The organism is Vibrio sp. V10_P2A27P122, assembly GCF_963874335.1.
GTDB lineage: Bacteria > Pseudomonadota > Gammaproteobacteria > Enterobacterales > Vibrionaceae > Vibrio > Vibrio anguillarum.
In genome coordinates, this window is the sequence record NZ_CAWNHY010000156.1 from 1 (window position 1) to 3,747 (window position 3,747).

Below are 3,747 nucleotides of genomic sequence, written 5' to 3' on the forward strand. Positions count from 1 at the left end.
AAGTTGGCAGCTATTCATATGTATAGCTGCCAGATAATATCAAAAACTCTAGGTTTCTATGTTAGTTCTAATAACTATAAATTAGAGAACTTCACCATTACTATTAATAACACTTTGGTACCAATAAAAGCTTTTCTTCGGAATTCTCTTCAAATCCCTTAAGTCACTATCAGTACGGTTGACGAAAACAAAACCATAGCGTTTCTTAAACCCGCTACTAGTACTTATTAAATCGATGTATGACCACGGACAATAACCAAATAATTTTACACCATCCGAAATCGCTAGTTTGCACTGTTTTATGTGGTCTCGTAAGTAGTGTATTCGATAATCATCATTCACTTCACCCCGAGAGTCGACATCATCTAGCCCTCCAACTCCATTTTCAGTGATCAGTATGGGTAAATGATATCTATCATTTAACTCGTTAAGTAGAGTCCGTAATCCAACAGGGTCAATTTCCCATTCCCAAGGTGTTTTCTTTAAGTATGGGTTGTCTTTTCCTTGATACAGCCCAGGCCTTTTCTCATGTTTAGATTCGCCATCTGTCCCGTCAAAATTAAGAACCCTTTCACTAGCGTCCTCATTCTCGGGGCATGCAGCTACAGCCTTACTACTATAATAATTCAAGCCTATAAAGTCTGATTTGGCACTAGCAATGATTTCCATATCACCATCTTCAATAGTAGGTGCACAATCATTTTCAACCATGTAAGCCCAAACATTTTCTCTATACTTCCCATGACAATATAGATCCATAAATAGCCAGGTATGGAAATCATTTGCCTCACGAGCAGCAAGAATGTCATCTGGATGGCAACTGTATGGGTAATTGGGTGCAATTCCAATAGCTGGACCGATTTTAGCTTCAGGCAATAATTCTCTACATAAATGAATCGCTTGAGCATGAGCTAGCATCATGTTGTGATTTAACTGATACTTCTGCTGCTCTTTAGTTTTATTGCTATTCGGGTCTAGTTCAACAAGGTATGGCAGCAAGAACATGTTGCTTTGCTCATTAATCGTCAACCAGTATTTAACCCTATCACCAAACTCAGTAAACAATGCATGACAATAACTTTTGAAATCATCGATAATTGATCTGCTACACCAACCAGCATATTTATTTTGAAGTGCTAGTGGCATGTCAAAATGAAAAATCGTTACAATAGGTTCAATGTCATTAGCAAGTAGTTCGTCAATCAAATCGTTATAAAACTTAATTCCTTCCGGATTTATATCCCCAGTTCCATCTGGAATAACTCTACTCCACGAAATCGAGAAACGATAAGCTTTCATCCCAAGTTGTTTCATTAAGGCAACATCATCCCGGAAATGATGATAATGGTCAGATGCAATGCTGGTATCGGCATAGTTCGGATTGATGTTGAGGTCAACTGTAGATAATTTTCGCCCATACAGTTCATGAGCGCCTTCTACCTGGTATGCGGCAGTTGAGGCTCCCCAGAGAAAATTCTCTGGGAAGTTTTTAGCATTTTTGTATATCAAGCTGAAACCTCTTCATTAACCATTTTTTTAGTTGCATTATCTTTCACTTTAGCATTAGCAGCAGCTTCTAACTCCTGCTCTTCTATAATTTTCGCTTTCTCTGAAACTTTGAAGAATGGATAATAAACACAAACCGAAATCAAAATGGATATTGCTTGCCAAACCACGGCTCTGATATCACCACCAGTAGATAGATAACCACTTAATAGAGGAGGAGTAGTCCAAGGAATGGCAACAACTACTTTTCCAATTAAACCGTAATACATTAAGCCGTAGGTCGCTGCTTGTAGAATTACAGGTGTTAACACGTAAGGTAGAATAACTACAGGGTTTAACATAATTGGGAAGCCAAATACTAACGGTTCATTTATATTAAATACTGTCGGAGGAGTACAGATTTTGCTAAGTGAACGGTATGTTTTACTGCGCGAACCCAACATAAGAATCACTAAACCAACAGTAGCTCCGGTACCACCTAGCCATAAATTAAAATAGAAGAAACCATAAGCTGTTACATGTGGGATTGTTTCTCCAGCAGCAAATGCCGCAGAGTTGTTAGCTAAATATCCCAATAATACAGGATAGACAATACCAGCAAAAATATTATCGCCATTAATGCCACATACCCAAATAAGTGATGTGAAAAATGTTAGGATAAGAATACCTGGAAGGGTATCCAACCCAAATACTAATGGAGATAAAATACGTTCAATTAATAAGTTAACATCGAAGTTTAGAAAAACTCGAACAAACCATAAGAATGTAATAAATACTAGAGCTGGAACAATTACTGTAAAGGAGTCTGATACATAACTAGGAACACCTTTAGGCATTTTTATTGTTATTTTACGTTTATAGAAGAATACAATAGTTTCTGCACATAACAATCCAACAGCAATAGCTGTAAATAAACCAGACGCACCAAAATTTGAAGTCATAACACTGAAGTCTTCGGTATTAACTTGTAATACCAAAAAGCCTACAAGTGCTGTAACGCTAGTACCAATTGGATCTATCTTGTGGACAACTGCCATGTGGTAACCGATGCTGGCAACAGCAATGAGGGATATCATGCCGAATGTCATGGTATTACCAACATTAATCATACCAGCATATGGTTCAATCAAATCCGTCCATGCTTCAGATGGAAAGCTAGCTATTACCGTAAAAATACTACCGATAATAATAAACGGTATAATCATCATCATCCCATTACGTACGGCTTGCATATATCGGTTTTCACCAAGTGCAACCATAATAGGAACAAATTTATTTTGAAAGAAAATTGAAAGTTTGTTCATTGTTCAGTCCTTTATAAAAAGATGGTGGGGTACATCACCATCTTTTTTGATAATTAATATCAGTCTCAGGAGATATGGGGGTATAAATATTAATTATCCCAATAGGTTTTTTGCGTGCTGTACAATTTCAGCACCATTTTGCATTGCATAATCCATTGGGTTAATTGAATCTACAGGAATATTCAATTCTTTTGTTGCTTTTTCTGCTTCAGGTTTTTTATATCTAATCTGAGGCCCAAGCAAGATAACATCATATTTTTCATAGACTTCATAAAAAGTATCAAAAGATTTTGCTTCAATAACAAAAGTTTCTTTTTCTTCTGGTGTTAAGCTATTAAACATAGCTTCTGCTACTAAACTTGTAGATGCACCAGCGCCACAACATAGAAGTATTTTCATTTTATTCCCCTTTTAATTCAGATAATTGTTTTTTTATTTCAGCTAATTCTTCGTGGACTGCAATAAATTCTTCCGAGACTTCTCGTGCTAACAAGGCTGTCATCAGGTGATCTTGAGCATGAATCAAAGTAATGGAAATATTGACTAGCTCTCCACAAGCTTCTTTACGAATTAGATCTGTTTGTATTTTATGTGCTAATAACGCACTTTCTTTCGAATTAGCTAAACAGTTTTTTGCTTCTTGGAACTTTTTCTCTTTTGCTAAACCAATTGCTTCAAAAGAACAGCTACGAGCTTCACCCGCGTTGACGATGAGTTCCATATATAAATTTTGAATCTCTTCAATATCGGAATTGATTGCTTTTAGTTCGGTCATATCTACCTCTGGGTGATAAAAATATTTATTGTTAGTTATACCTTGAACACCAATTTTCCTGGCATATACACTTACATTGCTTAAAGCGTGCCAACACACAATATATTAAATAAAATCAACAATTTAAAACATCCTTAAAACAGGGATAACACACTGTATTGT

General features: G+C 36.2%; 4 protein-coding genes. All 4 read right to left on the minus strand.

Annotated elements, in window-relative coordinates:
* Positions 1-81: 81 nt before the first annotated feature.
* Complete coding sequence (locus tag AACQ17_RS07535) at positions 82-1,509, minus strand: glycoside hydrolase family 1 protein (protein ID WP_094167725.1); 1,428 nt, start codon at positions 1,507-1,509, stop codon at positions 82-84.
* A complete protein-coding gene (locus tag AACQ17_RS07540) occupies positions 1,506-2,810 on the minus strand; it encodes a PTS sugar transporter subunit IIC (RefSeq protein ID WP_017047835.1) in 1,305 nt (434 codons plus the stop codon). Before AACQ17_RS07540 ends, AACQ17_RS07535 begins: the two co-directional genes overlap by 4 nt.
* Positions 2,811-2,903: 93 nt before the next feature.
* A complete protein-coding gene (locus AACQ17_RS07545) occupies positions 2,904-3,209 on the minus strand; it encodes a PTS sugar transporter subunit IIB (RefSeq protein WP_017047834.1) in 306 nt (101 codons plus the stop codon).
* A gap of 1 nt (position 3,210) precedes the next feature.
* On the minus strand, positions 3,211-3,585 hold the full coding sequence (locus AACQ17_RS07550) for a PTS lactose/cellobiose transporter subunit IIA (RefSeq protein WP_026028058.1): 375 nt from the start codon (positions 3,583-3,585) through the stop codon (positions 3,211-3,213).
* Positions 3,586-3,747: the final 162 nt, after the last annotated feature.

What these genes read in the sequence shown, in the direction of transcription:
- AACQ17_RS07540 (WP_017047835.1), bottom strand. Translation starts at nt 2,810, where the DNA reads ATGAACAAACTTTCAATTTTCTTTCAAAATAAATTTGTTCCTATTATG.
- AACQ17_RS07545 (WP_017047834.1), bottom strand. Translation starts at nt 3,209, where the DNA reads ATGAAAATACTTCTATGTTGTGGCGCTGGTGCATCTACAAGTTTAGTA.
- AACQ17_RS07550 (WP_026028058.1), bottom strand. Translation starts at nt 3,585, where the DNA reads ATGACCGAACTAAAAGCAATCAATTCCGATATTGAAGAGATTCAAAAT.